At 33.8% G+C, this 24465-nt stretch carries 22 protein-coding genes and 1 tRNA gene; 11 read left to right on the top strand and 12 right to left on the bottom strand.

Features of this window, described 5'->3' with window-relative positions:
- Positions 1-15 precede the first annotated feature (15 nt).
- From ACXGSQ_RS02625 to ACXGSQ_RS02600, 6 genes are all read left to right on the top strand, one after another.
- A tRNA-Asn gene (locus ACXGSQ_RS02625) sits at positions 16-89 on the top strand.
- A 516-nt stretch (positions 90-605) separates the two neighbouring features.
- Complete coding sequence (locus tag ACXGSQ_RS02620; protein WP_458628094.1) at positions 606-1385, top strand: FecR family protein; 780 nt, start codon at positions 606-608, stop codon at positions 1383-1385.
- Entirely contained in the window at positions 1382-1963 is a 582-nt protein-coding gene (locus ACXGSQ_RS02615; protein WP_458628093.1) for an RNA polymerase sigma factor, read from the top strand. The genes ACXGSQ_RS02620 and ACXGSQ_RS02615 overlap by 4 nt, the downstream gene beginning before the upstream one ends.
- A gap of 103 nt (positions 1964-2066) precedes the next feature.
- Positions 2067-5228, top strand: a complete 3162-nt coding sequence (locus tag ACXGSQ_RS02610) for a SusC/RagA family TonB-linked outer membrane protein (protein ID WP_458628092.1) — start codon at positions 2067-2069, stop codon at positions 5226-5228.
- An 11-nt stretch (positions 5229-5239) separates the two neighbouring features.
- Complete coding sequence (locus tag ACXGSQ_RS02605; protein WP_458628091.1) at positions 5240-6649, top strand: tetratricopeptide repeat protein; 1410 nt, start codon at positions 5240-5242, stop codon at positions 6647-6649.
- 9 nt (positions 6650-6658) lie between these two features.
- Entirely contained in the window at positions 6659-7999 is a 1341-nt protein-coding gene (locus tag ACXGSQ_RS02600; protein ID WP_458628090.1) for an alkaline phosphatase family protein, read from the top strand.
- An 88-nt stretch (positions 8000-8087) separates the two neighbouring features.
- Here ACXGSQ_RS02600 and ACXGSQ_RS02595 read toward each other — a convergent pair whose 3' ends face one another.
- Positions 8088-9041 carry an NAD-dependent epimerase/dehydratase family protein gene (locus ACXGSQ_RS02595; protein ID WP_458628089.1) on the bottom strand — a complete coding sequence of 318 codons (954 nt, stop codon included), beginning with the start codon at positions 9039-9041 and terminating at the stop codon, positions 8088-8090.
- A gap of 169 nt (positions 9042-9210) precedes the next feature.
- On the opposite strand from ACXGSQ_RS02595, the gene ACXGSQ_RS02590 reads away from it, so the two are divergent.
- Both ACXGSQ_RS02590 and ACXGSQ_RS02585 read left to right on the top strand, forming a co-directional pair.
- Positions 9211-9738 carry a hypothetical protein gene (locus ACXGSQ_RS02590; protein ID WP_458628088.1) on the top strand — a complete coding sequence of 176 codons (528 nt, stop codon included), beginning with the start codon at positions 9211-9213 and terminating at the stop codon, positions 9736-9738.
- Positions 9739-9819: 81 nt separating this feature from the next.
- Complete coding sequence (locus ACXGSQ_RS02585; protein ID WP_458628087.1) at positions 9820-11886, top strand: M13 family metallopeptidase; 2067 nt, start codon at positions 9820-9822, stop codon at positions 11884-11886.
- Positions 11887-11951: 65 nt separating this feature from the next.
- Here the strand turns inward: ACXGSQ_RS02585 and ACXGSQ_RS02580 are convergent, their stop codons facing one another.
- Together ACXGSQ_RS02580 and ACXGSQ_RS02575 are read right to left on the bottom strand one after the other, a co-directional pair.
- Positions 11952-12668 (bottom strand): hypothetical protein, encoded by a 717-nt coding sequence (locus ACXGSQ_RS02580; RefSeq protein ID WP_458628086.1) that lies wholly within the window; start codon positions 12666-12668, stop codon positions 11952-11954.
- A 94-nt stretch (positions 12669-12762) separates the two neighbouring features.
- Positions 12763-13572: a Rossmann-fold NAD(P)-binding domain-containing protein gene (locus ACXGSQ_RS02575; RefSeq protein ID WP_458628085.1), complete on the bottom strand. Its 810-nt coding sequence runs from the start codon at positions 13570-13572 to the stop codon at positions 12763-12765.
- Positions 13573-13693: 121 nt separating this feature from the next.
- Here ACXGSQ_RS02575 and ACXGSQ_RS02570 point away from each other — a divergent pair, with 121 nt between their 5' ends.
- Positions 13694-14179 carry a CBS domain-containing protein gene (locus ACXGSQ_RS02570; RefSeq protein ID WP_458628084.1) on the top strand — a complete coding sequence of 162 codons (486 nt, stop codon included), beginning with the start codon at positions 13694-13696 and terminating at the stop codon, positions 14177-14179.
- Here ACXGSQ_RS02570 and ACXGSQ_RS02565 read toward each other — a convergent pair.
- The 6 genes from ACXGSQ_RS02565 to ACXGSQ_RS02540 form a co-directional block, all read right to left on the bottom strand.
- Entirely contained in the window at positions 14176-14526 is a 351-nt protein-coding gene (locus tag ACXGSQ_RS02565; RefSeq protein ID WP_458628083.1) for a hypothetical protein, read from the bottom strand. The two genes, ACXGSQ_RS02570 and ACXGSQ_RS02565, sit on opposite strands and share 4 nt — an antisense overlap.
- A 41-nt stretch (positions 14527-14567) precedes the next feature.
- A complete protein-coding gene (locus ACXGSQ_RS02560) occupies positions 14568-15215 on the bottom strand; it encodes a spermidine synthase (protein WP_458628082.1) in 648 nt (215 codons plus the stop codon).
- Between the two features lie 247 nt (positions 15216-15462).
- Positions 15463-16227, bottom strand: coding sequence for a hypothetical protein (locus ACXGSQ_RS02555; protein ID WP_458628081.1), 765 nt, complete (start codon positions 16225-16227; stop codon positions 15463-15465).
- A 24-nt stretch (positions 16228-16251) separates the two neighbouring features.
- Positions 16252-16989 carry an MIP/aquaporin family protein gene (locus tag ACXGSQ_RS02550; RefSeq protein WP_458628080.1) on the bottom strand — a complete coding sequence of 246 codons (738 nt, stop codon included), beginning with the start codon at positions 16987-16989 and terminating at the stop codon, positions 16252-16254.
- Positions 16990-17021: 32 nt separating this feature from the next.
- Positions 17022-18518, bottom strand: a complete 1497-nt coding sequence (gene glpK, locus ACXGSQ_RS02545) for a glycerol kinase GlpK (RefSeq protein WP_458628079.1) — start codon at positions 18516-18518, stop codon at positions 17022-17024.
- A 26-nt stretch (positions 18519-18544) separates the two neighbouring features.
- Positions 18545-20104 carry a glycerol-3-phosphate dehydrogenase/oxidase gene (locus ACXGSQ_RS02540; RefSeq protein WP_458628078.1) on the bottom strand — a complete coding sequence of 520 codons (1560 nt, stop codon included), beginning with the start codon at positions 20102-20104 and terminating at the stop codon, positions 18545-18547.
- 226 nt (positions 20105-20330) lie between these two features.
- Between ACXGSQ_RS02540 and ACXGSQ_RS02535 the strand changes: the two genes are divergently transcribed.
- Together ACXGSQ_RS02535 and ACXGSQ_RS02530 are read left to right on the top strand one after the other, a co-directional pair.
- On the top strand, positions 20331-21098 hold the full coding sequence (locus ACXGSQ_RS02535; protein WP_458628077.1) for a DeoR/GlpR family DNA-binding transcription regulator: 768 nt from the start codon (positions 20331-20333) through the stop codon (positions 21096-21098).
- Between the two features lie 554 nt (positions 21099-21652).
- Positions 21653-21985 carry a single-stranded DNA-binding protein gene (locus ACXGSQ_RS02530; protein ID WP_458628076.1) on the top strand — a complete coding sequence of 111 codons (333 nt, stop codon included), beginning with the start codon at positions 21653-21655 and terminating at the stop codon, positions 21983-21985.
- A gap of 87 nt (positions 21986-22072) precedes the next feature.
- Here ACXGSQ_RS02530 and ACXGSQ_RS02525 read toward each other — a convergent pair whose 3' ends face one another.
- From ACXGSQ_RS02525 to ACXGSQ_RS02515, 3 genes are all read right to left on the bottom strand, one after another.
- A complete protein-coding gene (locus tag ACXGSQ_RS02525; protein ID WP_458628075.1) occupies positions 22073-22456 on the bottom strand; it encodes a hypothetical protein in 384 nt (127 codons plus the stop codon).
- A 33-nt stretch (positions 22457-22489) separates the two neighbouring features.
- The gene (locus ACXGSQ_RS02520; RefSeq protein WP_458628074.1) at positions 22490-23038 is read right to left on the bottom strand and encodes a carboxymuconolactone decarboxylase family protein; all 549 of its coding nucleotides are present in this window, start codon (positions 23036-23038) and stop codon (positions 22490-22492) included.
- A 387-nt stretch (positions 23039-23425) separates the two neighbouring features.
- On the bottom strand, positions 23426-24268 hold the full coding sequence (locus ACXGSQ_RS02515) for an AraC family transcriptional regulator (RefSeq protein WP_458628073.1): 843 nt from the start codon (positions 24266-24268) through the stop codon (positions 23426-23428).
- Positions 24269-24465 lie beyond the last annotated feature (197 nt).

Here is a 24465-nt window from a genome sequence, read left to right as displayed (position 1 = left end):
AGCGAAAAATAACCTTCCTCTTTAGCTCAGTTGGTTAGAGCATCTGACTGTTAATCAGAGGGTCCTTAGTTCGAGCCTAAGAAGAGGAGCAAACAAAACCGATACGAAAGTGTCGGTTTTTTTGTGTTTTATAAGATCTATAGAAAAGGATCTTACAATAAAAGCTGTAACAACATTTTTTTTGAGAGCATTTTCATTTAATGCGCCCTATGTGGTGTCCTCTTTTATTTTATAGCGCTTTTTTCTTCCGTTTTAAGTATTTCTTTTGTTCTGCCTTTTTATGCATGTCATTAAGGTATAACTAGTCTTCATATAATACAATTAACATTTACTTAATAATTATTTGTCAATCTCTTGATGTGAATCACTGAGGGTATTTTCTAATTTTCTACTCATAGTAGTAAAAGGAGTACTCCATGATTAATATGACTAAAAATGAGAGAAAATGCGTTCGTTATTTAACGCATGAGTTATCTACAGCTGCTCGAGCTATTTTCGAAATAGAACTGACTTGAGATCATGAGTTAAAATCAACTTACGAAAACTATAAATTAATTTGGGAGAACTATCCAGCTAGCTTAAAGGAGTATCATGAGCAAAAAGAAGTGCCATTAAAATCTAAGGTTGTACAAAGACATATAAAACAAAAGAGAAAAGTAATTAATCGCGTCGCATTTAGTCTGGCTGCTATTACTTTAATATTTATAGCCTATGGTTATTTTTTACCTTTAAACGAGTTAAGCTATATCAATCAGGTTACTACAAGCAAAGGTCAGCGAGAAACCGTGTACCTTCCTGATAGTAGTCTTGTTATTTTGAATGCTTCAAGCGAAATCAAATATAACTCAGACTTCAGAAATCAACGCCGTGTTTATATAAAAGGGGAGGCTTACTTTGATGTTACTCATAATGAAAATATACCCTTTGTAGTTCATACAGAAGACTTAAATATTACGGTTTTAGGAACCGCATTTAACGTTAATACAGCATCTGATAATAAATCAGTTTCATTAGAACGTGGTAAAGTGAATGTGTTAATTAAGGAGTCTAAAAACAGTCTTAATTTGTTACCGAAAGAAGAGCTTATATATAACATTAAAACTTCAGATGTTACTAAAAGAAACTTCAATACCACCAAGGCTTTAGCATGGAAAGATAATATGTTAATTCTCGATAATTTAATATTCAAAGATGCACTCTATAAAATAAATAGTTTTTACGGAGTAAGCTTCAAGATTACTGATGAAAAAATTAATCAAAAAAAGATTACAGGTGCTTTTAAGGAACAAGACATTGATGAATTTATTAACTCAATAGAATTCATTGCTGATGTTAAAATAAAGAAGGTGAGTCATAACGAATATCTAATAACTCAAAAAATATGAAGATTAAAAGCATTCGGCATTCAGTAATCAAAAATGATGACCATTATTTATTTGAAAAGATACAAGAAGGTGATACTAAAGCGCTCGCTTTATTTTTCAAAAAATACTATCAAAACCTTTGCAGATTCGGTGTTTTATTCGAATCTAATAATCATATCATAGAGGAAAAAGTAGATGATGTTTTCATCAAATTATGGTCTAATAGAGACCAGCTTAATAAAATTAAAAATCCAAAATCATATATCTATGCCATACTAAAAAACGATCTCCTAAGAGTTAAGAACAATTACCAAATTAGACCACTACAACATGAAGACCACCTAAATGCTAACAGTCTTTATCCAAGTGTCGAAGATGAAATTATAGCTAACGAACAAAAAGAAATTAATAAAAATGTCATTAAAAATGTTTTAGAATCTATACCAAAACGCACACGTCAAATTTTTGAAATGAGCAGAATTGACGGATTTAAATATAAAGAAATTTCAGAACTACTAGAAATAACCCCTAAAACCGTAGAGAATCATATTGGGCTAGCTCTAAAGCATATTAGTATAAATATAAATAGGTTTAAGTAGTATGTATAAACATGCAGCTACTCGTTAATCCATCCTTTTTAATCCCAAACGATATTATAACACTAACAACTAACCATTAATTAAAAAAAATAACAACAACTTTATGAAATATCATAGATTCATATTGAGCACAATCATCATCTTAACAAGTTGGCTCAATGTTTACGGAAGTGTACATCCGATAAATAGCAACACTAAGAGTTATTACAATAATAATAACACCATTAATTTACAGCTAAGAAAAGCATCTTTAATTCAGGTCTTTAATTTAATTGAAAAACAAACCAATTTAAAATTTATCTATATTTCTAACGAGCTTTACCAAAACACTAAAATAGATTTAAGTGTCAATAATCAACCTTTAGAAGCTGTTTTAAAGACACTAAAGCAGAAATCACCAATCGATTTTAAAATCACCGATAACGGCATACTTGTAAAACCAATCGCCGAAACAGTTTCTAAAATTAGTCAAGAAAATATCACTATAAAAGGTGTGGTGTATGATGAAACTAATACGCCTGTGCTTGGAGCTAATATTTACGCTACAGCATATAATATTGGTGCGGTAACGGATTATGATGGCCAGTTTACAATCAAAGTTCCTGCCGATACTAAGATGTTGAAAATTACTTATATCGGATATGAAAACGTAGATTATCCTTTAGAAGGTAAATTAGAAATCACAATTAATCTAAAACCTCATTTTGCAGCACTTAACGAAGTTGTTATTACAGGACAAGGCGCAAGTGTACAACGAAAAAGATTATCTAGTAACGTTGAAGTCCTTAAGTCTGAAGATTTAGCCGGATTACCGTCGCAACGTATAGACCAGTTAATTGCAACTAAATTGCCTAATACACAGATTAACTTTACGGGAGGCCAATCGGGAGCAACAACCTTAATCAGATCAAGAGGTATTAATTCTGCTTTCCTAAGTTCAACACCAGTATTTTATATAGATGGTGTACGTATGGATAACTTAAATACAACTAGTGCCTTAGGTGGAGGTAGTGCACAAGGTGCGGCTATGAGTTCTATTGCCGATATTCCAATGGATAATATAGACCGAATTGAATATATTAATGGTGGAGCTGCAACAACATTATATGGCTCAGATGCAGCGAATGGAGTGATTCAGATTTTTACTAAAAAAGGAAGCTCTAGAGGTACGCAAATTACAGCTTCAACTCAAATGGGAATCGTAGCACCAACGACAGATTTTCTATATTTTGATCGTACTAAAGACTTATTATTTAACACAGGAACCTACCAGAAATATAACTTAAGTATAAGTGGTGGAAACTCCGACGGTTTTGGTTACAGTTTTTCTGGAAATTTTTTAGACAATACTGGTGCTCAGATCGCAGATAATAATGCTAATAGAAAAGTGGATTTTAGTACTGGTTTTAAAGCAAACTTAGGAGAAAAAGTAACGTATAATAGTTTCTTTATTTACGTGAATAACATATACAATAGAAACCGAAATGGTAACCAAGGCGGGTATACTGGTTTGTGGTTTGCAGAAAGTGGAGCGTCTGTTTTAAAAGGATTTAACAATAGATTAGATGATCTTAGTTCTGCGGAGTTTAATGACATAAATGATTTTGTAAAAACGGCGGAAGAATTACAAAACAACGAAATCTCTATTAATAGATTTACAACGTCTCAAAGTTTCGCTTATAAACCAACGAATAATTTTGAAACTAAATTCATTGGAGGTATTGATTATAGAGTTCAGAACGATCAAACCATTCAGACCAACGAATATTTATCGCATACGAGTCAAACTAACGTTACAGACGAAGGAAGTATTGCTAATATAGAACGTAAATACTTTGGGATTACGCTAGAATTAAGTGCACAACATAAATTTGAAACAGGTCAGTTTTCATTTATCTCAACCGTAGGTGGTCAATTATTCAGAAACTCAGATCATCAAATTCAATACGTAGGGACAAATATTAGAGACGGAGCAGAAACCATTAGCGATGCCGCTATAAAAACGAGTGAAGAATATTTGGCAGAAGTTCTCAACTATGGCTTTTATTTTCAAGAAAATATTGGCTTTAAAGATAAGTTGTTCTTTGACTTAGGTATTCGAGGGGATCGTAACCCGTCCTTTGGTGATAATATTGGTACGCAATACTATCCTAAAGCTGGTGTTTCTTATTTATTGAGTTCAGAACCTTGGCTGGCTAATTCAACGGCTATAAATTCTTTAAGATTAAGAGGAAATTATGGTGTGGCAGGTAATTTACCTCCTGCTTTTGTAAATGAAAGAACCATAGATTTTGATGGCTTTTTAGGAGAACAAGCCGCATTTTTTGGACAATCTGGAAATCCAGATTTAAGACCTGAAAAAACAACAACATTTGAAGTAGGTGTAGACGCAGCATTGTTTAATAATAGAGTCAACTTATCAGTAGGCTATTATAACGCCAATACTAAAGATGCTTTATTTTACGTGCCACTAACACCATCTAGTGGCTATGCAAGTAGTCAATTATATAATATAGGTGAAATAGAAAATAAAGGTTGGGAAATAAATGCAAGTTTTATTCCTATACAGACAGAAAATGTAACGCTCTCATTAAATGTGTCTATAAACACTTTAGATAACTTAGTGGTGGATTCTGGTGGTGTAGCACCATTTAATATTAATGGGTTTAGTGCAAGAACCATTCAAACTGTGGTAGAAGAAGGGTATCCTATAGGATATATAAGAGGAAACTATGGAACTTTTGATGAGAATGGTGTTTTAGAGTCCACTACAGCACAATCTTATTTAGGGACTACTATCCCAGATTTATTTGGTAACCTAGGCATGAATTTCGCCTATAAAAACTTCAGTCTCTTTGCAAATGGTAATTATCAAAAAGGAGCTTATGCAAATAGTTTTGACCAGCAGTTTAGATTTCTCTATGGAGCTTCAGATGATATAGTGCCAGAAGCAGAGGTGGAAGCTAATGGAACTTCAAATTGGTTAAATTTCACAAATCTTTTCACAGAAAAGACTGATTTTATAAAAATTAGAACGATTGGAATAAATTATAATTTAATACCTAAAAATACCAAGACCATTAAATCTATATTAATTGGGTTTAGTGTTAATAATCCACTCAATTTTACCGCATCGTCGTTTGATCCTGAAGCAACAATTAGTGGTTCCGCAACGGGCCAAGGTGGTGCCTCTAATGGAGGAATATCTTATGCTACGTACTCTGCGCCTAGAGAATTTTTAACCTCATTAAAAATAAATTTCTAAAAACAAAAAACATGAAAACAATTTATATATACATCACAGTTTTGGTTCTGACACTTACCGCTTGTGTTGATAACCCTAATGTTACCGAAGATGATTTCCTAGAAAATAACAATTCAGCTACCAGTTGGATTATGGGTATTAAAAGACAGCTGGCTTTAACCATAAATGATATCGTAATTAATTCGGAAATGGTGTCTGATAATTATTTTAATAACTATACCCTTTACAATAAGGTATTCGATATTCCACAAATTGACTATACAGATATCGATGGAAATAGTATGCAGGTTGAAATTGGAGCATTAAGAGAAATGGCAGAGTATGCTTTAGAAACAGTACTACCAAGCGATCCAGACGCTACAACTCAACAATGGTCTTATGCTTATTTTGCAAAAGCTTATGCGTTAATTTTATCTGGCGAAAATTTTACAGGTCTTCCTATGAATAGCAATAGTGAAGCTTATACTTCAAGCGAATTGTTAGAAGCTAGCTTAGGTTATCTAGACCTTGCCATAGAAAACGAAAGTAACTCGGAAACCATTTTAGCCTACCAGTTATTGAAATCTAGAGTGTACCGTAGTTTAGGAGATGTAGCGAATGCGAAATCATTGGCGTTAACAGTAATGAGTAATAATAGCTTATTGTTTGTTGTAGAATTTGATGGTGCCAATGGTGTTCCTAATGAAATCCAAAATGCCACCTTTACGGCTAGTGAGAATAGATTTGCACCACTTCCAAGGTTAGACTTTTTAGACCCTAAATTCTTTGATTTAGGAACAGCTTCAGAAGATCAAAAATCCTTGTCTCTAGCTAAAGTGGAAGAAGCCTATTTAATTTTGGCAGAAGCTTATGCTGCAGAAAATAATTTAGAAATGGCTAAATCTACATTAATTAACCTACTTGATAACGTGCTAGTTTCTAGACCAATTATGTATTTAGATGATAGTGAAGAATTGAGAAATGGTACTAATAGACAAGATTATCCAACGACAGCCGTAGCGGTTAGCTTTGAAAGCGGACAAGGGTTTCAATCAGGTTATGTTTTAGATAGCCAGTCAGACTTAATTCCGGTTTATACCGTTTCTGGTACAAGTGTAACCCATAGCGATATTGATGCTTCAGGAAATACAGATGATGTATTGTATCTTATTTATTTAATGCGTCAAGAGATTTTTATTAGTGAAGGTAGACGTTCAAATGATTTAGGGATTAAGTTTCCTGTTTCTCAAACTGAGCAGTTAAACAATGCTAATATTTCAGATGAGTTTACACAACCTACCATACCTAGTTTTATCCCTTTAAATTTAGGTTTAGATGATTTTACTGTAGAAGAGGTAACAGGAAATGTGACTATGCTTTACGATATGAATCGCGTATTAGTAGAAAATAAAACGTCAAATCATGTATTGCCTTTCAATTAATTCTATAATATGAAACAGTTATTTAAATATATTTTTGTCGTAATCGTAACGTGTTTTGGTTTAAACCTAATCGCTGCACAAGAAGCGAAACACTTAGTTGTTATTAGTATCGATGGTTTTAGGCCAGACTTCTACTTGCAAGAGCAATGGCCAACACCCAACATTAAAGATTTAGCAAATAATGGAATTGCCTCACAAGGTGTAAATGGTATTTTTCCAACAGTTACATACCCATCACATACCACTTTAATAACAGGTGTGGGGCCTGATGAGCATGGGATCTATTACAACACTAAAGTCTCAGAGGAAGGTACTCCTGGGAATTGGTATTATGATTTTAATTCTGTAAAAGCTAAAACCTTATGGGAAGCGGCAAAAAACGCTGGACTAAAAACAGCCTCTGTTTCTTGGCCTATAACGGTAAATGCAACCGTTATAGATTATAATATACCAGAAATATGGTCATTTGATAACCCCAGAGATCGTCGTGGTGCTACTCAAAAGTATGCAACGCCTAAAGGGTTATTTGAAGAGGCTATAAGTAATGCTACAGGTAATTTAGAAATAGAGGATTATAACTTAAGTTCCTTAAGCATGGATCAAAATTTAGCTAGAATAGCAGGTTATATAATTAGAACGTATACACCTAATTTATTAACGATTCATTTGCCAAATACTGATGGTGCACAGCATAAAAATGGACGTGATGGTATTGGTGTGGAAAAGGCAATTGCTGGTGCAGACCAAGCTGTTAGTACTATAATTGATGCCTTAAAAAAAGCGGATATTTTAGAGCAAACCAATATTATCATCACAGGTGATCATGGGTTTTATACAGTGCATTCTAGTATAGCTCCCAATCTGTGGTTGAAAGAATTAGGATTGCTTGATAAAGAAACCTTCTTTCTAAGTACTGGTGGTTCGGCATTCTTACATTTGGGGAATAAAAACGATAAAAAAGCATTAGATAAAATTGTAAAGAAACTTGAAAGTTTACCTTTTAGTGTCAAAAAAGCATTTAGAATTATTTCAAGGGATGACATGACTTCTAGAGGAGCCAATCCAAATGCAGTATTAGCTTTGACGGCAAACGATGGTTTTAGTTTTAATAATGATAGAGATGGGGAGTTAATTAAAACGGCACATGGTGGTAAGCATGGTCAATATCCTGACACTAAAAATATCCAAACTGGTTTTGTAGCTTTTGGTCCTGATTTTAAAAAAGGCATAGTTTTTCCTGAAATACAAATGGAAGATATTCCCACCCTATCAGCTTATTTACTTGGAGCTGACTTAGAATCCTCTAAAGGAATTGTTTATAAGAGTATGCTGAATACTACTACTGATTGATAATTCATAGTATTAAATTCTGTAGAGCAAAAAAGCAAGAGTTAGGTTTCTCTTGCTTTTTTTTATTTATGTAAATATGATATTTGTGCTATGACTGATACTTCTTCTTCAACTGCGTTAACATTTCCGAAGTCATTTTTTTAAGGTCAAAATCATGCGACCAATTCCAATCTTTACGAGCTACGCTGTCATCAATAGACGATGGCCAACTATCGGCAATAGCTTGTCTAAAATCAGGCTTATAGGTTATTGTAAATTCTGGTAGTTCGGCTTTAATACTTTCAGCAATATCTTTTGGAGTAAAACTGATGGCTGATAAGTTATAAGACGATCTTATAGTTAAATCCTCAGCAGGCGCAGCCATAAGGTCTGTAGTTGCTTTTATGGCGTCGTCCATAAACATCATAGGTAAACTTGTGTCTTGGTCTAAGAAGCTTTCGTATGTGCCTTCTTTTATAGCTTGGTGATAAATTTCTACGGCATAATCCGTAGTACCACCACCAGGCATGGCTTTATGACTAATAATACCTGGATAGCGAATGCTTCTTACATCTACACCATATTTATTATGGTAATATTCGCACCAGCGTTCTCCGACTTGCTTGGTAATGCCGTATACCGTTGTTGGTTCGCAAATGGTATATTGAGGGGTATTTTCTCTTGGGGTTGTTGGTCCAAATACAGCAATACTACTTGGCCAAAATACTTTTTTTATTTGTCCTGTTTTGGCTAAATTAAGGACATGAAACAATGAGTTCATGTTTAAATCCCAGGCTTCCATTGGGTATTTTTCACCTGTAGCACTTAGTAAGGCAGCCATTAAGTAAATGGTGTCAACATTATGGTTAATGCAGCAATCTTTAATGGCATTAAAGTTTTTAGCATCTAAAATTACAAAAGGTCCAGCATTTACTAAATCTAACTTGCGCGTGTTAATGTCACTGGCAATAACGTTATCTGCACCATGGATATCTCTTAACTTAGCTGTTAATTCTGTTCCTATTTGCCCACAGGCACCTATGATTAATATTTTTGAAGACATCTGTTTTTTTTAAATTATCGCCAAAAGTAATAAGAATTAATGCTTCGGAATATTAAAATTTTCAGAAAAAGACCGTTTAATTATGAATTCCACAATTTAGTTTCAAGAGTATATACTAAGTCATAAAAAGGATAGTTTAGTATATTTACATTCAAATTGGTAAATACATATGAAAATTAGATTGTTAGTTTTAGTTTTAAGTTGTGTTTTGGCTATAGGTTGTGACGATGATACTAAAGGGACATCAGCATTAGAAGCAACAGAAGCAGTAGAGCAGAATGCGAAAATTACAGCTAAAACTATTGAAAGCATAGATTATAAAGATTATGCACTTAGTAGTGAAAGTGAAAAAGCGATGGTAACTTGGGAAAAATACCATGAATTAGCAACACAAATTAGTTATTTAAAGAAAGCAGACTTTTCCTTTTTTAATGGTGATATAGAACTCTTAAAAAAGTTTATAAATGAGTTTAAGGTACAAATGCCAGATCAGTTTAGAACAAACCCTATTGTATCGCGTAATGCTATTGTTGAAACAGCGCTTTTAAAGCTAAACGAAAATTTAACCTTAGATAATATTGATCGACGTGAGAAAACATTAAGTATTAAAGCTCTGTTTACGGCATTTTCTAATCTTAATTATCAGATTAATAAGAAACTAGAAAGTGATGAGTACAGTAAAATTCAACCAGAATAATATCTAATATGTTTGTAACAAATCAATGCTTTTTGGGTCTTATACGCAATTACTTTTAATTAAAACTAATTAACATAAACTATGAAAACTAATATTAGTCGCGCATTAGCGCTATCAAGTTTGGCATTTATTACACTAGTAGGGTGTAAGGAAGAGGTCAAAAAAGATTCTGCCATGACAGAGGTAAAAATACCCGGAATTGTTTTGGAGAATATGGATACTTCGGTAGATCCAAAACAAGATTTTTACAATTATGTCAATGGAAATTGGGCAAAGAATAATACCATTCCAGATGATGAAACTAGTTGGGGAGGATTTGGAGTCTTACGCAAATCTACAAGACAAGATGTTTTAGAGATTTTAAATGTTTCAAAAGAATTAGGAACGTATAAAGAAGGTTCTGATCAAAAGAAAGCATTATTAATTTATGAATCTGAGTTAGATACGCTTGCGCGTAATGAAGCTGGTATTAAACCTATTCAGCCTTTATTAGATAAGATTAATGGGGTTAAAAACCTTAGCGATATGCAGACGGTTTACGCGTCTACATTAGGGGTTAGCGCACCGTTTGCAGGTATTGGAGCTAGTGCCGATCTTAATGATAGTAGCATGAATATTGCGTGGGTATTCCCTGGTGGATTAGGATTGCAACGCGATTATTACCTAGACCAAGATGAAAAAACGAAAGAGATAAGAGGTAAATATGTAGATCATATTACAAGAATGCTTCAATTTATCAATTATTCTGAAGCTGATGCGCGCACTGCAGCAGAAAAGATTTTAGCGTTAGAAACGCAATTGGCAGAGCCACGTTTAGATAAAGTAGCGAGTAGAGATATTAGAAATTTTAATAATCCTACAGCGCTTACAGATTTACAAAAAATGGCACCTTCTATTAATTGGCAAAAATTAATGGATGACATGGGGATTGAGAAAAAAGTAGATACCCTTATGGTTATGCAACCTAAGTATCTAAAAGCTATGGATGCGTTTTTGAAAACTAATTCTATAGAAGATATAAAAACACTTATGACTTGGAGTACATTAGATAATGCTGCAAGTATGCTTACCACAGAAATGGAAAAGGCTAATTGGGAGTTTTATAGTAAAACACTTAATGGTTCTAAAGCGATGCGTCCAGCAAAAGAACGTGCTCTAGGTACTGTAGATGGTACTGTTGGTGAAGCTATTGGTCAATTGTATGTACAAGCAAAATTTCCGCCAGAAGCAAAAGAGAAAGCAGAAAAAATGATTGCTAATGTTATTAAGGCGTTCCAAAATAGAATTAATAAACTAGATTGGATGAGTGAAGAAACTAAAAAGAAAGCTATTGCGAAGCTCGATAAATTTACGGTTAAAATAGCTTATCCAGATGAGTGGGAAGATTATTCAGCGATGCAAGTAAAAGAAGGTAATTCTTATGCAGAGAATATGTTAGCTGTAGGTGCTTGGGCGCAAAAGAAAAATATTGATGATATTAACGAACCTGTTGATAAATCAAAATGGGGAATGGCTCCTCAAACGGTTAATGCTTATTTTAACCCAATGAATAACGAAATTGTTTTTCCTGCAGCTATTTTACAACCTCCGTTTTATAATTATACAGCAGATGAAGCTGTAAATTATGGTGGTATTGGTGCGGTTATTGGCCATGAAATTTCACATGCTTTTGATGATTCTGGAGCCCGTTTTGATGGAGATGGAAATGTAAATAATTGGTGGACTCCAGAAGATTTGGTTGAATTTGAAAAACGAGGAAAAGCTTTAGCAGATCAGTATTCTGCTATTCAGGTTTTAGATAGCGTTTATATTAATGGAGCTTTTACTTTAGGTGAAAACATTGGTGATCTTGGTGGTGTATTAGGGGCTTATGATGGTCTACAATTATATTATGAAGAGAATGGAAGACCAGGAAATATCGATGGTTTTACACCAGAGCAACGTTTCTTTATGTCTTGGGCAACAGTTTGGAGAACATTAACCAGAGAAGATGGATTAAGGTCTCAGATAAAAACAGATCCACATTCTCCAGGTGTTTACAGAGCAACACAACCTTTAAAAAATATAGATGCATTCTATGAAGCATTTGATATTAAGGAAGGTGATGCAATGTATTTAGCACCCGAAGATCGTGTTAGAATCTGGTAAACATTAAAAATGTATAAAAAAAGCAGCTCATTGAGCTGCTTTTTTTTATTAAAGAGAGATTAGGCTTAACCTTTTTTCTCTGCAGCGGCTCTTTGTGCACGTTGTGCTTTTTGAGCTTCTAGTGCTTCTCTACTAATCTTAGCTAAATTAAAATTAGGGTCAATGGCTAAGGCATCGTTCATTAATTTTAGAGCAGCATCCATATTAGCTGTTTTGTTTTCTGTAAACGTTAAAAGCCCTTTTAAATATGTTAAAGCAGCTTTCATAGACGTTTCATAAGGTTGTTGCTTTTCGTAAAACGCACGTTTCATGTCGTCTGTAACGTTGGCCATAGCGTAATCGATGTTTAATCGTGCACCTGCTAAATCATTCGTCTGAATTTTCATATCAGCCATTTCGTATGCTAAATATACATTTGGGTTACGTTTATAGAGTACTTCGAAATGCTCTAAAGCCATTGCTATCTGATTAAGATTTTTTAAGGCTAAAGCTTTAACTTCAACATTCATGTCAGAATCCGTCGCGTTTTTTTCTACACCTATAGTGTTTAAGGCTTGCATATACTGTCCTTCGGAAAGGTAAACGTAAGCTAAAGTGTCTTTACGTGCTTCAGAAGGTTCTAAAATGTTAAGGTGTGTCATGGCATTAATAACACCTTGCTTATCACCTTGCGCTTTCATTTGTTTATAATAAGCTTCAAAATGTTTTTTTAACTCTGTATTTGTTTGTGCAAATGCGCTTACTGAGAATAACATAAGAATTGCAATTGTAATCGTCTTCATCTGTTCTGTGTTTATTGTTCTTTAATTTTTTCGTTTTTTAAAGTGCTAAATCTATAAAAATTAATAAGAAATGGTCTTAAAAATCTATTAATTTCTATGGCAGCACTTTAAAGGTGTAATTCAAAAGTTGTACCAGTATTTTACTTTGTATAATTTTTCCTTTACTTTTTTCTGAAGAATTAAATTCTGGACGTGGTAATTTTTCACGCTTACAATAGTCTAAATAATAGTCTTTTTTATTAGGATGCTCTGGGTATGCTGCGTTCAATGTCTTGTTCCATAAGCCATTTTTAATAATGGAAACAATAATAGCAATACCATCGGTTTGGTGAATTAAATTAATTGGAGCTTCAGGATTTGAAATGTTGGTTTTTCCTGATAAAAACTTAGAAGGATGGCGTTCATTACCCACTAAGCCTCCAAAACGTAAAATTGTTGTTTTAAAATTAGAGTTAGCTTGAAGCATTTGTTCTATTTCAATAAGTTGTTTTCCACTGTCTGAACTGGCATTTGGAATGCTGTCTGCTGTTATTATGGGGAAATCTTCTTGGTCTTCAAATACAGAGGTAGAACTAATGTATAATACCTGTTTTATGGCCTGTGCTTCAATTTTATGCATTAAATGTTTTAGTTCTGCAACATGATTTTTAGTAGGCTGTTTTCTTAATCCAGGTGGAATATTAATAATTACGGTTTCACTTCCCGTTAAGAATTTGGAATAAGGACCTAAAACAGCGGTTTCATTTAAAGTGATTAAAAACGGATTGATCTGATGCTCTTGCAATACTTGTAACTTAGTCTCAGATGTCGTAGAACCGTTAATGGTAAAGCCTTCTTCAACTAATTTAGTAGCTAAAGGTAAACCTAGCCAACCACAACCTATAATGCTTATTTGTGTTTTCAAAGTGAAGTGCTATAAATGAAGTTTAAAAATACGGAATATATTGGCGCTTACATTTTGATTTTTTTAAATGATTAATTTTCAGTAACTTTAAAATTAATACTCATCTAAAAATCACAACGTTATGGCTATAAAAAGTTTTCAAGGAGCTCGTAAGCAGCAAAATGCTAGTGCCCCAATACAGTTAAAAGTAAAAGATTATATGAGTACAAAATTAATAACGTTTAGACCAGATCAAACAGTGCAAGAGGTCGTAGAAGCTTTAATACGAAATAAGATTTCTGGTGGTCCTGTTGTTAATGATAAACAAGAATTAATTGGGATTATTTCTGAAGGTGATTGCTTAAAACAGCTGAGTGAAAGTCGGTATTATAATATGCCATTACAACACGATAATGTTGAATTACGCATGGCACGAGATGTTGAAACTATTGATGGTAATATGGATGTGTTTGATGCTGCAAACAAGTTCTTGCAATCTAAAAGACGACGTTTCCCAATTGTGGAAAATGGAAAATTGGTTGGTCAAATTAGTCAAAAAGATATTTTAAAAGCGGCTTTACAACTTAAGGGTGAGAATTGGAATAGCACAACTAAAGGAAGTTCTTAGTCGTCGCGTTTTACCAAAGCATAATACTCACCTTCCAAAGGTAAATACCCTTGATCGTATACAAAGTAATAAATCGTGCCTGCTTTTGTGGTGTATATGCTAGTAAAATAATTAAAATCAAAACCGTACTCTATTAATTGGGCTCTAGAGCATTTGATTTTTTTATTTGGATTGAGTTCTTCTAATATTCTGTAATTTTTTCTTAAACGGTTGTTGGTGTTTCTAATGAGGTTTTTAGAGTCTTTATTTATACGGTTGTTGTAGGTGTTTCTGCAGGCGTCACTGCAGAATTTTTTATCAATTCTACCTATAATTTTGTCCCCACACTCTAGACATTGTTTTTGCATAGTTCTATAAATTAAGTGGCTACAATATACTAATAAATTGATTACAAACCGCTTGCAATAATTACAGTATTGGTATTATTCACTTTTTTAAATACAGAAATTTTAAAGACCTTAGAACGTAGGTAGGAAACAACTTGGTTTAAATTTGAAGTGGTAAAATCGGTCGCTACAGCGGCATTAAAAATAATATCTCCTTTTAAAGACTTAGCATTTAAAACGGCCTCCCAGAAATCTAGATTTAAAAATTTATTAGGAACGGTTAAGTCAATATATAAATCTACTATTATCAAGTCGAATTGAGTGGTATTGCTTTTTACAAAGGTATAAGCATCTTCACAGTGAATCTTTAGGGTTTCGTCTTCTGTAATTCCAAATTCGGTTTGAGCAATATCAATTATTACGGGGTCAATCTCGACAGCGGTTATCGGTTTGGTATAATTAAAATCTTGTCTTAATGTTTTGATTACGCTTCCACCTCCCATACCTAATATGAGAACAGAATTAATTTTAGAAAGCGTAATGTTTTTTAATCCAAATTTTAATATTCGTTGCAATGAGCCGTAGCTGTAATTAGCATTTTTTGAATTGAGATGTTTTTTGCCATTATACCAAGTGATTTCTAGTAAGCCACTATATTGAGATTTTATGGTCTTTGTAACGGGGTAAATATAACTTATAATGCGTTTCATTGTGGCTAAATGTACGATTAATCATGTTTTTTTTATAGTATTCTGTTGTTTTATGAGAGTTAAATTTTGATAATTGAATTTTATAAAAAAAAGGAAAGGCAGTTGTCTTAAGAAGGAGTAAGGAAAGCTAATAATTGTTGTGATAAATTATTAAGAAGGTGGTTGGAGGTGTCTCTGTTCTATTAAAGCAGGTTGAAACCCCATGATATTAGAATATTATGGGGTGACAAAGATAAAATAGGTAGTGTTAGAATACGCTAATTGCCAACTGTATTCTAGCTATGTTTTGAGAAGGGTTCCATAGGGTTGTTGCGGATACAGGAATACTTAATTCTGAAAAATTGAGAGTTTTTGTTGCTGTAAAACCTACATTGACCAAATCAAAATTTTGTTGACCGTCTCCATAGAGGTGTGTATCTCCGTTTAAAGAAAAACCTGCGCCAATAAAAGCATTGATATTAACCTTAGATTTACTAATCAAAGGGTAAGAGGCTTCTATATAGGTAGAATATCTTTGTTCTTGGTTGCTGTCATTTGTTTGAGAATCGGCACTTCCAAAGAGTAAAACGTCGGCTTCTAAGCGTAATGGAAAACGCTCATTAAATGAGTAAGATGTTCGTAAATCTAATAGATGGGTTGTTGTGTTTTTGTCGTAATTCCATATATCGGGATTTTCTACATGACGGGTGTTAAATAAATCCCATAGAGCAATAGACCAACCATTTTTTGCATATTGTACGTAATAGTTAATTTCTTTATAGGATGTGTTGTCTGCATCATTAGAAAAAGCCATTCCTCCCCAAAAACCTGTAGAAAAACTACCTGATTTATTTAGTTTTAATTTTGAAAAAACAGCGGCCATTGGCTTGTCGGTAATAACTAAGCCTCTCCATAAGTGGTTTGTTTTTATGTCTAGATTAAAGTCATACGGACTTTCTTTTAAGGTTGTTGTTTGAGCATAGCCTGCTTGTGCTGCAATGAGCACTAAGAGTATAATTTGTATTTTTTTCATGGTGTTTTGTATCTGAAAATTGTTCTACGTTAAGGCTATGTATAATCCTGTAGCTAATAAAGAACCGATGATGGGGCCTACTATAGGAATCCATGCATAGCTCCAGTCGCTCGAGCCTTTAATTGGTAAAATGGAGTGCATAATTCTTGGACCTAAATCTCGTGCTGGATTAATAGCATAACCTGTAGTGCCGCCTAGTGCTAATCCAATAACCCAAACAAGGAACGCTACAGGAATAGCTCCAATAGATCCTAAACCAATAGTGGCTTCAGCGCTTCCTTCGATTCCTAAATTAACGGTTGGGCCTGCGATATAAAATATGACGAATATTAAAATAAAGGTTCCGATAATTTCACTGGTTAAATTTGAAAAGGTGTTTCTTATAGCAGGTCCAGTACAGAAACAAGCTAATTTAGCACCTTGGTCATCAGTAATTTTAAAATGATCTTTATAGAATACCCAAACGAAAAAGGCGCCTAACATAGCTCCAATCATTTCGCCTGCAAGATATTGTGGAGCCACAGCCCAAGAAATTTTTCCAGCTGTAGCTAAGGCAATGGTTACCGCAGGGTTTAGATGTGCGCCGCTATAGGGGCCGGCAACGATGACTCCTAAGAATACACCAAGCGCCCAGCTTGTTGTTATTTCTATCCATCCAGATCCGTGGCCTTTAGTGTCTTTTAATAAGGCATTTGCAACAACCCCATTACCACATATAATAAGGATCATTGTGCCTAATATTTCTGCAATTAATATTGACATGATTTTGTGTTTTTAAGTTATAGGTTGGTTTATTATTCTTCAATCCAATGTTGAGCACATTTAACAGCTTTATGCCAGTAATATAGCATGTTGTCTGTTTTTTCTTGAGGTGCTTCTGGGTAGAATTCTCTATCTATGCTCCATTGTGATTGAATATCGTCTATACTGTCCCAATATCCTACGGCCAAACCAGCTAAGTAAGCAGCGCCCATAGCTGTGGTTTCAAGAGTTTTCGGTCTTATGATTTTAAATCTAAATAAATCGGATTGAATTTGCATTAATAAATTACTTGCCGTAGCGCCTCCGTCTACTCTGAGTTCAATACTTTTTTTACCAGCATCAGCTTCCATTGCCTTTACAATATCGTAGACTTGAAAAGCGATGCCTTCTAGTGTTGCTCGTGCAATATGTGCATCTGTTGTGCCTCTGGTAATGCCTAGCATAGCACCACGGGCATATTGATCCCAATAAGGTGCTCCCAAACCTGTTAAAGCAGGAACAAAATAAACTCCACCATTATCTTCAACCATTTCTGCTAAATAATTTATGCCGGGTGCTGTTCTTATTGTTCTTAGTCCATCACGTAACCATTGTATGGCAGCACCACCAACAAAAACACTACCTTCTAAGGCATAGGTGGTTTTGCCGTTTATTTTCCAGGCAATGGTTGTGAGAAGGTTGTTTTTAGAATATACCGCTTTGTCACCAGTATTCATTAGTAAGAAACATCCTGTCCCATAGGTGTTTTTTATCATGCCTGGTTTGGTGCACATTTGGCCGAATAAAGCAGCCTGCTGGTCGCCAGCAATACCGGCAATTGGAATTTTTGTTGAAAATAATGTAGTTGATGTTGTTCCGTAGATTTCACTACTTTCCTTAACTTCAGGGAGCATGGTTTTTGGAATTTTAAATAAGGCCATTAATTCTTCATCCCAACTCATAGTGTGAATGTTAAATAACATGGTTCTACTGGCATTAGACACATCGGTTATAAACATTTTTCCTCTGGTAAGTTTCCAAATGAGCCACGAATCTACCGTGCCAAAGCATAGTTTTCCAGCTTCTGCTTTTTTTCTTGCTCCTTCTACATTATCTAATATCCATTTGAGTTTGGTAGCAGAAAAATAAGCGTCAATAACTAAGCCGGTTTTCTTTTTAATAGTGTCTGTGTAGCCTGCATCTTTTAATTCATCGCAATAGCGTGAAGTTCTTCTATCTTGCCATACAATGGCATTGTATATAGGTTCACTAGTTTCACGATCCCAAACAACAACGGTTTCTCTTTGATTGGTAATCCCAATTGCAGCAATTTCTTTTCCGTTAATTCCTTCTTGTGCAACTACTTCGGCAGCTACGGATATTTGAGAAGACCATATATCATTAGGATTGTGCTCAACCCATCCGGGTTTTGGAAATATTTGTTCGAACGGTTTTTGAGAAACTCTAACTATTTCTCCTTCGTGGTTAAATAAAATTGCTCGGGAAGATGTGGTTCCCTGGTCAAATGCTAAAATAAGTTTATTGTTCATATTTAGATTAGTTTAGTTATTTGAATTTATAAAATGTAATTGGAGGTTACCTTAGTGTAATTTTCAATTTGTTGGGTTTCCCAAGCTTTATTTTTACCTAATTCTTTAGACATTATTTCAGCGACTTTTGGCGCCATTTTAATGCTTTCTTTTGCATCGAGTAATTGACATCGTACCCTACGAGCAAGGAAGTCTTCTACGTTGAGAGCCATTTCGTTTCTTACGGCCCACACCACTTGCGCTTCTATGACTCCCATGGAATCACTTATGGATTTGTTCCATCCATTTTGCTGAGATAAGATTTGTATTTGTTCTTCGTCGCTACCATAGAAGTATAGAGGGTTATTATAGTTAACATTTTGTTTATAGCCATGTATTTTTAAATGTTTCGTCTTAGTAGGAATATGTTTCCATTTATGATTTTTTTCGGCTTTATTTACTAAATCTTCTCCCATTTTTCTAAATGTGGTCCATTTGCCACCTACAATGGTAAGTAGTCCTGATTGAGAAGAGTAGATTTTATGACTTCTAGATATTTCTTTTGTTTTATTTTTTTTATCATCGGTAGCAGCCAAGGGGCGTAGTCCGGCAAACACACTTAAAACATCTGATCGTTTAGGAGCCTTGGTTAGGTAGCGACTAGCTGTATTTAAAATAAAGCCAATTTCCTTTTCGAGAGCAACAGGTTCTAGAGATTCTTTTTTAATAGGAGTGTCGGTTGTTCCTACAATAACTTTATTGTGCCATGGTACTAAAAACAGTACTCTGCCATCGTCTGTTTTGGGTATGGTAATGGCATCGTCGCCAGGTAAAAAAGATTTGTCTAGCATAAGGTGAACACCTTGACTAGGGGCAATCGTTTTTTTGGCGCCTGGAGAATCCATTTGTAAAATGTCATCTGCAAAAACTCCAGTAGCGTTTACAATTTGCTTTCCTTTTATTTCGAAAGTTTCGTTATTGATTTCGTCATAAGCGCTAACACCTATTATAGAGCCATTTTTGTCTTTGTTTAATTTGTTTACTGAGCAATAATTAGCAACGATAGCTCCCATCTCTGTGGCGCTTTGTAAAACGTTTATTGCCATACGAGAATCGTCAAATTGACCGTCGTAATAGACGACTCCAGCCGAAATTTTATCGGGATTTATCAGGGATATACGTTGTAATGTTTTTGCTTTTGAAATGCGTTTAGAGCGTCCTAGACTTAATTTTCCTGCTAATAGGTCGTAGAAAGTGAGTCCAACAGTATATAATATCTCATCATATAAGCCATGTGTTGGTATAATAAAGGATTGAGTTTTAGTGATGTGAGGGGCATTTTTGAGCATTAGCCCTCGTTCTACAACGGCCTCTCTCACTAAACCAATATCTCCTTGAGCCAAATAACGTACCCCGCCGTGCATTAGTTTTGTCGCTTTACTCGATGTGGATTTAGTGAAATCGGATTTCTCTAGTAGAACAACAGAGTATCCTCTAGCAGATGCTTCTAGGGCTATACCAATGCCAGTGGCTCCTCCTCCTATAATTACGAAATCGTAAGTTGTAGAATTGCTTCTTAACTTATCTATCATTTTGTCTCTATTCATGACTGTTTGGTTATGTGATTTTTATGATTTTGTTTTAAGAGTGATTAAAACTACAACAAAACGAAACTAAAAAAAAGTTATTTTTAGTTTTTTTTAATTTTTTGTAAGATTTTGTAAGAAATATTAAACATTTGGTTTCGTTTTATTGTAAGTAATTAAAAAAAACTAAGGTTTGGTCTTCGTTATAAGTTCTATAAGCTTTATTTTTGTTTAAAACGAAACTGAAATGTCACTAAATATCATAGATCGTCATAAGCTTATATTAAAAAAATTAGAAGTTGAGGGCTTTGTAAATGTTAATGATCTAAGTGAAGAGTTTAATGTCTCATTGGTTACAATACGAAAAGATCTAAAACTTCTAGAAGAGAAAAAATTATTATTCCGATCCCATGGAAAGGCAGTGCCTGTAAATCCGTATATTACAGAGCACCCCGTAAAAATTAAGGAGAAACTTCATACAAAGGAAAAAAACAAAATTGCAAGAGCTGCAGCAGGAAGTTTAGAGCCTCACGATAGTATTATTATTGCTTCAGGGACTTCGGTTATTGAGTTTGCTAGACATATTAAACCTTTGGAAGGGTTAACGGTGTTGACGGCTTCTTTGAATACGGCCATTATTTTGTCTAAAATTAAAGAAATTGATGTCATGCAATTAGGAGGGATGGTGCGGTCTAGTTCTGCTTCTGTTATTGGGCCTATTGGAGAAAAAATGTTGGCAGAATTTAGTTTTACTAAGTTGTTTTTAGGTGTTGATGGTATTGATCTTGACTATGGCCTTACAACAACCAATTTAATGGAGGCGTCCTTAAATAAAGAAATGATTAAGGCTTCTCAAAAAATTATTGTACTAGCGGATTCTTCTAAATTTAATAAAAAAGGGTTTGGTAGAATATGTGGACTTAATGATGTTGATCAAATTATTACTGATTCGGGCATAGATGAAAAAACTAAAACGAGGTTGGCAGAATTAGGTGTGGAGTTATCTATTGTTTAGTGAACAGCGTATAGTTTATAGACTATAACTAATGGTACTTTATAGTAGGGATAATGTTGCAAATAATGAACTTCTCGTTGAAATAAATATTATAGGAGTATTTAATAAATGCTATGTTAATGTTTAAAAAAAACGATGTATAGTAATGCTGGATATGGAACCTTCCTTATGTTCATTAGGCTGTGTTTATTTTTTTTAGCGATGTTATAATATGCTAGATTGATTGACTTTCATTTCTAGGACTAGACTGCTTACATAAATTCTTAGTTTTTTTATTCAATTTACTTTGTTAAAGAGTGTGTTGAATCGCAGAGTAGTATATGTCAAAAACTATTGTGTTTATTTAAGGATAAAATTTCATTGACTTCTTTTTTTAAGTCCTAAGAATGGGCTGTTTTTACAATGCTTTAGTCGTTCGTAAACGACTACAATCATTTACAAACGAATTTAAATGTGTAACAACCGAGTCTTTTTTTTAGGTGTGACCATCTTTGCAATGTTGAATTAATTGTGATTCAATGGTATTAACTGTTTAACATAAAAACATAAAACACATGAGTACATTAAGAAACAAAGTACAGTTGATTGGGCATTTAGGTGGAGATCCTGAAATCACTAATTTTGAGTCGGGAAAAATTATGGCCAAATTTACAATAGCGACAAATGAAAGCTATAAAAATGCGCAAGGTGAAAAAGTAACAGATACCCAATGGCACAATATTGTAGCTTGGGGAAAAACAGCACAAATTGTTGAGAAGTACGTTGCTAAAGGAAAAGAAGTAGCTGTAGAGGGAAAACTAACTTCGCGATCTTGGGAAGATAAAGATGGTATAAAACGTTATGTTACAGAAGTCGTTTGCAATGAGCTTTTAATGTTAGGCAAATAGCACGTCATCATTTGTATGAACCAAAAAAAAGAGCAACCTATTGGGTTGCTCTTTTTTTGGTTGTAAAATGGATTGCTTTAACGAGATTTATTCTACGGTTAGCGTATATTGAGGTGTGTGATTTAAAGGACAGAAATACACATATTCTCCTTTAGTCAATGTGGTTACCTTACTAGATTCTTTAGTGTTGTTTTCTACAGCTTTTGTAACATAAGCCGTTTTGATATGGTTTTCTGGTTTAGAAGCATCTTTTCCTTTAGGAACTAATACAAAACCAACTTGTTGACCAACATTGTTATTGGCAATTTCAAAAATATAGTCGCCTTCTTCTAAGGTCAATTCTGTTTGAGTAAAGACCCCTTTTGTTTGTTCTAAAGAAACCGTTGTTGCTTTAGTAGTCATGTTGTCTTGTGCATTTCCTGTTAATGTAAAGGTTAATGCAATTACGAGTAGTGCAATAATGTTTTTCATCTTTTTTTTATTTTTATGGGATGTTATTATTAATTAAACTGTTTCTAATTCTAAGGGTTGTGCTATAGGAAAATCTACAGGCACTTGAGTGGTACTATGGATGTAATTAGAGATGGTTTTGTCTCCAACTAAAGAAATAGCATCAATTAAATTTGCTGTGGTGTAACCTGCATTAAAAAAGTTTTCTAAAACTCTGCTGTCTGTTTTTCCCCTGTTATCGGTAATGTTTTTAGCTAATTTTGCTAAAGCATTAAATTTGTCATTGACACTAGAAAAACCGGCTCTTAATTCTAAAATTTGTTCATCTGTAAAACCATTCATCTTGGCTATAGCTGTATGTGCAGATAAACAATAAATACAATCGTTGACCTGACTCACAGCGAGGTTTACAACTTCTTTTTCTTTAGCAGATAAAGAGGTTTTAGCATTGGCAAATGTTAGGTAGTTTTCTAAAGCGGTATCACTGTGTGCGTAAGTAGCATATAAATTCGGTACAAAGCCTAAAGCTTTATTTAAGTTGTCGAAAATAGCTTGGTTATTAGTACTTACGTCTTCTCTTGATGGCACATTAAATGTATTCATAATTTTAAATTTTTATTCTGAAATGAATTCAGATTGTATAATTATTTGTTTTGATTTTTTTGTTAGTACAAAGGTGCTTGAAATTTCAGTGCTAAAGAATGCTTGTAATTCCCTAAAGCATGTCATTTATTCCTTTGTTTTTGTTTAACCTAAAAATGGTTTTTCAGCATCACAATAGTAATCGTGAATGTGTTTTTGAGCACAGTGTGTTTCTGTGTTAATAGTATTTATTAGCTTTTTAGGCCTGTTTATAAATATCTCAATGAGATTAAATATGGATTTGTTTTTTAGTGTCATCTTGTTATTGTTTTAATATTACAATGCAAAGATGCGTTAGAAGGAAGTGCTGTAAAATGAAGAATTTGCCCTATGGCTTGTCAATTTTTCCTAACTAAACGAATTTAACCTCTTTTTGTAGTCTGAAGGAGATAACGACGTGTGTTTTTTGAATAAACGGCTTAAGTGAGAAGCGTCTTCAAAACCAATATCATAAGCTATTTCTTTTGCTGTTTTATCAGTATAAGCTAATTGACGCTGCGTTTCTAGAACAATACGTTGATGGATGATCTGTAGAGGACTTCTATTTAGTTTGGCAAAATTATTTGATAAGGTTTTTGGAGATTTAAATAGTTTTTCAGCATAAAATGTAACACTGTGTTCTGTTTTAAAATGTTGCTCTACTAAAAAGTTGAATTCACGTAGTAAATCGACTTTAGAACTTTTTGGCGTTTCAATGATACCTTCTTTAGCCTTTAATAATCGTGTGCTTTTAATAATAAACCGTGCCATTAACATTCTAAGCATTTCGGCTTGTATAGTATCTTCAGTTTCTAGTTCGTCTATAAAAACGTCATGAAGCGTCAGAAATTTATGTTGTTCAATAGGGTCTAAATGAATGATTGGAATATTTGTGTTTCCAAAAAATAAAATTCCTACACAACTCACCTCTTGGTCGTGATCTTTAATACAATAAAACTCTCTGTTAAATTGATAAACAATAGCATCCTTACCGTCTATATATTGCAGGTATTGAATAGGTGTTAAAGCTAAAATACTATGGGGCTGGATGGTTAGTGGAACACTATCAATAATAAGATGAATGGCTTCTGATTTTGCCCAAATAAACGTATAAAGCTCACACTGCTTCGCTTTTTGAAAAGAAAGTAAGTCGTTTTCATTTCCAATGTTGAAAATAGCGTTTGTTGAAAATTCTTTAAAAGTATGAGTCATAGCTACTAAGTCTAATAAGTAGCTATAAAATTACAAAACATGAGCATTATTTGTGAAGCGCTCTAAATAAAGAAAAAAAGGCACCAGATTTTTAGACTAACACTTAAAGGTTCTGATGCCTATTTTTTATTAAATGTATGATTTTATAAATAGCAGAAGTTTATAAAAATACAGACATATAAATTACAGTTTCTAAC

The sequence above is a fragment of the Winogradskyella sp. PC D3.3 genome, assembly GCF_054366245.1.
This window is presented reverse-complemented; position numbering and strand designations above follow the sequence as displayed.